Source organism: Microcystis sp. BLCC-F209 (assembly GCF_041928595.1).
In the GTDB taxonomy this organism is placed as follows: Bacteria; Cyanobacteriota; Cyanobacteriia; order Cyanobacteriales; family Microcystaceae; genus Microcystis.
The window spans coordinates 1-5,652 of record NZ_JBHFLL010000147.1 but is presented as its reverse complement, the minus strand read 5'-3'; the positions used below and the strand labels follow the sequence as shown (position 1 = coordinate 5,652).

General features: G+C 43.4%; 6 protein-coding genes. 4 read left to right on the top strand and 2 right to left on the bottom strand.

Annotated elements, in window-relative coordinates:
• Positions 1-199 precede the first annotated feature (199 nt).
• Entirely contained in the window at positions 200-1,063 is an 864-nt protein-coding gene (locus ACE1AQ_RS09230) for a RodZ domain-containing protein (RefSeq protein ID WP_008197754.1), read from the bottom strand.
• A gap of 476 nt (positions 1,064-1,539) precedes the next feature.
• Between ACE1AQ_RS09230 and ACE1AQ_RS09225 the strand changes: the two genes are divergently transcribed.
• The gene (locus ACE1AQ_RS09225; RefSeq protein ID WP_008197752.1) at positions 1,540-2,043 is read left to right on the top strand and encodes a molybdenum cofactor biosynthesis protein B; all 504 of its coding nucleotides are present in this window, start codon (positions 1,540-1,542) and stop codon (positions 2,041-2,043) included.
• A 1-nt stretch (position 2,044) separates the two neighbouring features.
• Here ACE1AQ_RS09225 and ACE1AQ_RS09220 read toward each other — a convergent pair whose 3' ends face one another.
• Positions 2,045-2,656, bottom strand: a complete 612-nt coding sequence (locus tag ACE1AQ_RS09220) for a hypothetical protein (RefSeq protein WP_106908621.1) — start codon at positions 2,654-2,656, stop codon at positions 2,045-2,047.
• 134 nt (positions 2,657-2,790) lie between these two features.
• On the opposite strand from ACE1AQ_RS09220, the gene ACE1AQ_RS09215 reads away from it, so the two are divergent.
• The 3 genes from ACE1AQ_RS09215 to hpsU all read left to right on the top strand — a co-directional run bounded on the left by ACE1AQ_RS09215 (position 2,791) and on the right by hpsU (position 5,152).
• Positions 2,791-3,456: an urease accessory protein UreF gene (locus tag ACE1AQ_RS09215; RefSeq protein ID WP_110545935.1), complete on the top strand. Its 666-nt coding sequence runs from the start codon at positions 2,791-2,793 to the stop codon at positions 3,454-3,456.
• Positions 3,457-3,605: 149 nt separating this feature from the next.
• Positions 3,606-4,556, top strand: a complete 951-nt coding sequence (locus tag ACE1AQ_RS09210; RefSeq protein WP_008197739.1) for a glycosyltransferase family 2 protein — start codon at positions 3,606-3,608, stop codon at positions 4,554-4,556.
• Between the two features lie 5 nt (positions 4,557-4,561).
• A complete protein-coding gene (gene hpsU, locus ACE1AQ_RS09205) occupies positions 4,562-5,152 on the top strand; it encodes a hormogonium polysaccharide biosynthesis acetyltransferase HpsU (protein ID WP_106908619.1) in 591 nt (196 codons plus the stop codon).
• Positions 5,153-5,652: the final 500 nt, after the last annotated feature.

Sequence of the window (5,652 nt, the reverse complement as noted above, 5' to 3'; positions counted from 1 at the left end):
AGTTATCAGTTTTCAGTTTTCAGCTTCTGAAGGCAAGGGGCAACAGGCAAGAGGCAAAAGACAGAATCTGACAATTCTCCTACCTAAAAAGAAGGTTAGAAACTAAGCACATCAAAGCTTTTAGCTTAACCAATTAGGTCTTAGATTCGGCCCTTGTTTTCAGATGTGAGTTTTTAGTTCACTGATTACTGATTACTGTTTACTGATCACTGAGAGGGGGTGCAGTTAGGGTGATTTCGCCGATTTGGCCAGCTTTACCCATTAATTGGGCAGGGTTTTCGTTAAGAGAGATTTTAACAGCACCAGCATTGCCCGATCGAATAGTTAAACTCTTTTGGGCTGTCCAAGTTCGTTTGGTCCCGGGTTGGAGATTGCCTTCATGGACTTTTTTGCCATCGGCAATTACCCTTACCCAAGCGGCCTGTTCAATAGTTACTTCGGCTGAGAGAGGAACTTTTGGCTGAGGAGAAAGGGAAGGAGAGGCTACCAGCGCAGGAGAGACTACCGGTGCGAGGGAACCCATGGGGGAAGGAGAGGGAGTAACGGCAGGGGGGTTAGAGAGAGGGGGACGAAGAAAAAGATAGCCAATACCGCAAAATATACCCGCCAGCAAGCCTAGCCAGAGATACATCCCGAAAAAGGTTGATTTAGTTGGTTGGGGGCTAGTTTCTGGGGCTGGTTTTTCTGGTTTCACCCGTTCCACTTTTGGGGCAGCGGGTTCAGCCTTGGGGAGAGGGGTAACTTTTGTGGGCAGTGTTTTCGGGATAGTTACCTCTTGGGCTAATTGTTCCGCACTAGGAGACAAGCGATCAGCTAAAGCTTTACCATCAATTTTTAGGGCATCACCGTAGCGTTTGATAAATCCCTTGACATAAATTAATTCTGGTAATTTCTCCCAATTCCCCGTTTCCAACGCTTCTAGCATTGGTACTCTAATCATCGTCAGGGCGGCGATATCTTCTATGCTCAGGCAGCTTTCTTCTCGTTTTTGACGTAAATAAGTCCCGATTTCCTTGATTTGTTCGGCTTGTAGGGGACTGAGTTGACTCATAATTCCAGTCATAATCTATACCAATTAGATGATAATCTCGATTTTGTTATTTTGGGATAATCTGTTCTCTAGAAGCTCCTTTTACTTTGTCGTCATTACCAGCGAAAAAGTGCCAAAAACTGGCAAAAATCGGCAATATTTGCCAAAGTTAAGTTTTTTATTCTAGGGTGACTGCACTGACCAGCCAATACATACATTTGTTCTCAATGCTTGTTTTTCTCCAACTCTCAGCTTATCCCTAATTAGGGCTGGCTAAATAAATCTAAAAACCTTGTTGGGTAAGACTTTTAGACCTTTTGTCAATCAAAAAGTACTGGATATGGGAGTGATCGGGGGGAAATTTAGGCACTTTTTCCCTGAAAATTAGGTAATTGGCCACCTCAAAACTGGTAAAACCCCACACCCCACACCCCACCCCCCCGATGTCGGGGGGGTTGGGGGGGCCACACCCTGCCCCCAGGAAAAACTTTTTGCCGCAAACCCTAATTATGACCTTTATTCCCCATCCCGACACCACCCCCCTTCACCTTACCTGTGCCGTAGTCACGGTGAGCGATACTCGTACCCCAGAGACGGATAGGAGTGGCCAAATAATTCAAGAGTTACTAACTCGATCGGGTCATGATATCGGCCTATACTTAATTATCCCCGATGAACCCTTACAAATTCAAGCAATCTTACCAGAGATTAGCCATCAAAATCGGATAAAAGTCTTAATTCTCAATGGGGGTACGGGTATTGCTCCCAGAGACACCACCTATGATGCTTTAGTGCCTTTATTAAGGATTACTTTGCCCAGTTTTGGCGAATTATTTCGTTATCTCAGCTATCAGGAAATTGGCTCCCGTGCCATGGCATCAAGGGCAATAGCTGGGGTTTATCAAAACTTATTGGTCTTTTCTCTCCCCGGTTCCACTAATGCCGTTAAATTAGCCCTAGAAAAACTGATTCTTCCCGAAATCTCACATCTGGTTAAACAGTTGAATGGATAATTTATTGGAATTTGAGCTTGGCGGCAATTTCTTGAAAACATACATCCCAAAAATAGCCAGCTAGATTCACGGCGCTTAACAGTTTGGGAATTCCTTCACTTAGACTGGCAAAACCTCGATTTTTAATCGGGAGAAAATCGATAGTAATCGCCAAAGTTAAAAGTGCTAAAGCGATGATTAAGATTTGGTAATAAGTTTGTCTTATTTGCCGCCAAAATACTAAACCATAAATCAGAATTACCAAAGCATAAACAGAGATAGTCAAGAATTTGGGAATATCAAAATAGAGGAGAATGATATGAATTCTGAAGATTTCATTGATGGCAAAAAGTCCCGTTATTATAGCAGAAACAAGTAAAAAATGGCGAGAATTACGGAAACTTGCCTTCCGGGACAATAAAGCATAACTAAAAAGGCAAACAATCGGGGGTAAACAACAAAGCAATTGAAAAGAATGGGTTAATAAACCAGCGATCGGACTTGGGGGAGTAGCGGGGGGATAAAATAAAAGACTAGCGGGTAATTTTGCCCGATCAACCCCGGCAATCAAAGCTAAAACCAAGAGAAGAACGACAAGATTTATTTTCAGCAAATGCTGTGCTCGTGAGGACATAAGTAGGGCAGTTTATAATTGTGGCTATTAATCACGGTATAATTGAGAGAGTGCCGCTTTTTATTGGCTCGATCTACATACCGAAGCGCCAAGCATTTCCCCAATTGTGTTAAGGACAATTTTCTCGGTTTTCTATGCTCGCTCAAAAAGAACTTTTGTGTTTATTACAATTGGCTAGTCCGATTTTACCCGTCGGGGCCTATAGTTATTCCGAAGGGCTAGAAACCCTCGTCGAAAAGGGGATTATCTCCAATAGTGCCAGCTTAAATGATTGGTTAGAGCAATCGCTTGGTCAAGGCTCGATTCGCTTAGAAACGGCCGTTTTGCTAAGAGTATATCGTTGTTTTTGTCAAGAGGATTTTACAAAACTTAATTATTGGGACAATTGGTTATCGGCAACGCGAGAAACGGCCGAATTAAGACAACAAAGCTGGCAAATGGGGCGATCGCTGTTAAACCTATTGCGGGAGTTAGCAGCGGACAGAGATAATCTACCGGAACAGGCTAATTATGCCACCGCCTTTGCGATCGGGGCAAGTCATTGGCAAATTGGAGAAGAATTAGCGGTTTTAGGCTATTTACACAGTTGGGCAAGTAATTTAATCAATGCAGGACTGCGTTTAATTCCCCTTGGGCAAACCCTAGGACAATCGCTTCTGATCGGTTTACAGCCCAGTTTATTAACAGCAACAGCAGATATTATCAGTTTAGCCGATGAAAACCTGAGCAGTTGGAGTTGGGGGCTAAGTTTTGCCAGCATGAACCACGAAACCCAGTATAGTCGTCTATTTCGCAGTTAGAAATTTAGAGAGAAGAGCAGGAAAATGACGGAAAAAAGCAGATAAGGTATAGTATGATTGAAAAAAATCTTAAGCCCTAGTTCTCCCTTTCTGAGTAACTAAGGGTTTTAAGGAAAGGTGCGAACACTCTACCTAGCCACAGTGTACCAATGTTTAGTCAATCAGAAAAAATTCCCGTTTCGGTGTTAATTCCCGCCAAAAACGAGGAATCTAACCTTCCCGCCTGTTTAGAGAGTGTTGCTAGGGCTGATGAAGTGTTTGTCGTCGATTCCCAAAGTAGCGATCGCTCGATCGAAATATCTACAAACTATGGTGCTAATGTAGTCCAATTTCATTTTAATGGTCGTTGGCCGAAAAAGAAAAACTGGTCCCTCGATAACCTGCCCTTTCGCAATGAATGGGTATTAATCGTCGATTGTGATGAGAGAATCACCCCCGAACTATGGGACGAAATCGCCACCGTCATCCAAGATGCCAACTATAACGGTTATTATCTCAATCGTCGCGTCTTCTTCCTCGGACAATGGATTCGTTATGGCGGCAAGTATCCCGACTGGAATCTGCGTTTATTTAAACATAAGTCCGGCAGATACGAGAATTTAAACACGGAAGATATACCCAACACGGGAGATAACGAGGTTCACGAACACGTTATCCTTAATGGCAAGGTGGGCTATCTGAAAAATGATATGCTACACATCGATTTCCGCGATATCTATCATTGGTTAGAAAGACATAATCGTTATTCCAACTGGGAGGCGCGGGTTTATTACAATATTCTCACGGGTAATGACGAAAGCGGCACGATCGGAGGGAACTTCTTCGGTGATGCGGTGCAGAGAAAACGTTTTTTAAAGAAAATTTGGGTAAAATTGCCCTTTAAGCCGCTGCTGCGCTTTATTCTCTTTTATTTTATCCGTCTCGGTTTCTTAGATGGCAAAGCTGGTTATATTTACGGTCGTCTTTTGAGTCAGTACGAATACCAAATTGGGGTTAAATTGTACGAACTACGGCGATTTGGCGGTAAATTAAACGTTAATGCCCATGTTAATCCCGCGGTTAAACCCTCGGAACCTCAACCCGCAGAAATGATTAAATAAGTCCTATGTCCCCAGAAATCCGCACCGATGAGGAAGCGTGGCTAGATCTGCGTACCTACGATCAATCTTGGTTTGATCGCGGTCGTTCTAATCCGATTATCCTACTTTGGTGGTTAGTACAAGGAATTCTTTTTCCCCTCAGTTTACATCAGATGGATAGCTTTCGCTGCGCTGTTTTGCGGCTATTCGGGGCTAAAATCGGCCTTGGGGTGAAAATTCGCCCGACGGCAAGGGTTACTTATCCTTGGAAAGTGGCGATCGGCGATTATACTTGGATCGGCGATGATGTGGTGATTTATAGTTTAGATAACGTTACCATCGGCAGTCATTGTGTGATTTCTCAAAAATGCTATCTTTGCACTGGCAGTCACGATCCCGGTGATCGCTCTTTTGGCTTAAAAACCACTCCCATCCTCATTGGTAATGGTACATGGATCGCAGCCGATTGTTTTTTGGCTCCGGGGGTAAAAATTGGCTCTAATGTTGTTATTGGGGCAAGAAGTAGCGTATTTGCCGATATTCCCGCTCAAAAGGTTGCTTGGGGCAGTCCCTGTCGTCCTCAATACGATAGAAAGATGAATCCTTATAGCAGTTAAGCTAAGAGTCATTTTATTATAATCATAGCGCACCAATTTAATAGACCTCTCCAGAAAACATTTTTGCTAGGCTTGTAGTAAGCGCTTCAGCCCTTATTTTGGCAATTATTGGAGAGGTCTACAGCCTTTCTGGTAAAGGTGAAGCATACAGTAATCCTTGCTAATCAAGTGTTTTAGACGCAAGAACGAACCTCATCTATCTGAGAAACGCTGTAATGATCAAGTTAGTGCGTGGCGCGCCGATTGTTGATTGGGGTTTTTTAACAGAATTGGTAGCCGCCTAAGGCACCCGCCCCAATCAGCGATCGCAATGAATATATCGGACGCAAGAGAAAAGTTAAGCAGAAGGCCAATAAAAATAGGGCTCTTCTAGGTTCTGTGTGATAAGTTTAATTGACATAGGATCGATCGATCTTTGTGTCCTTTGTGTCTTTGTGGTTCGTTCCACCCCCTCGCTCTTGAGAAATGTATCTTAGAATACATTTTACCCACCAAAGCTG

What these genes read in the sequence shown, in the direction of transcription:
- ACE1AQ_RS09230 (WP_008197754.1), bottom strand. Translation starts at nt 1,063, where the DNA reads ATGACTGGAATTATGAGTCAACTCAGTCCCCTACAAGCCGAACAAATC.
- ACE1AQ_RS09225 (WP_008197752.1), top strand. Translation starts at nt 1,540, where the DNA reads ATGACCTTTATTCCCCATCCCGACACCACCCCCCTTCACCTTACCTGT.
- ACE1AQ_RS09220 (WP_106908621.1), bottom strand. Translation starts at nt 2,656, where the DNA reads ATGTCCTCACGAGCACAGCATTTGCTGAAAATAAATCTTGTCGTTCTT.
- ACE1AQ_RS09215 (WP_110545935.1), top strand. Translation starts at nt 2,791, where the DNA reads ATGCTCGCTCAAAAAGAACTTTTGTGTTTATTACAATTGGCTAGTCCG.
- ACE1AQ_RS09210 (WP_008197739.1), top strand. Translation starts at nt 3,606, where the DNA reads ATGTTTAGTCAATCAGAAAAAATTCCCGTTTCGGTGTTAATTCCCGCC.
- hpsU (WP_106908619.1), top strand. Translation starts at nt 4,562, where the DNA reads ATGTCCCCAGAAATCCGCACCGATGAGGAAGCGTGGCTAGATCTGCGT.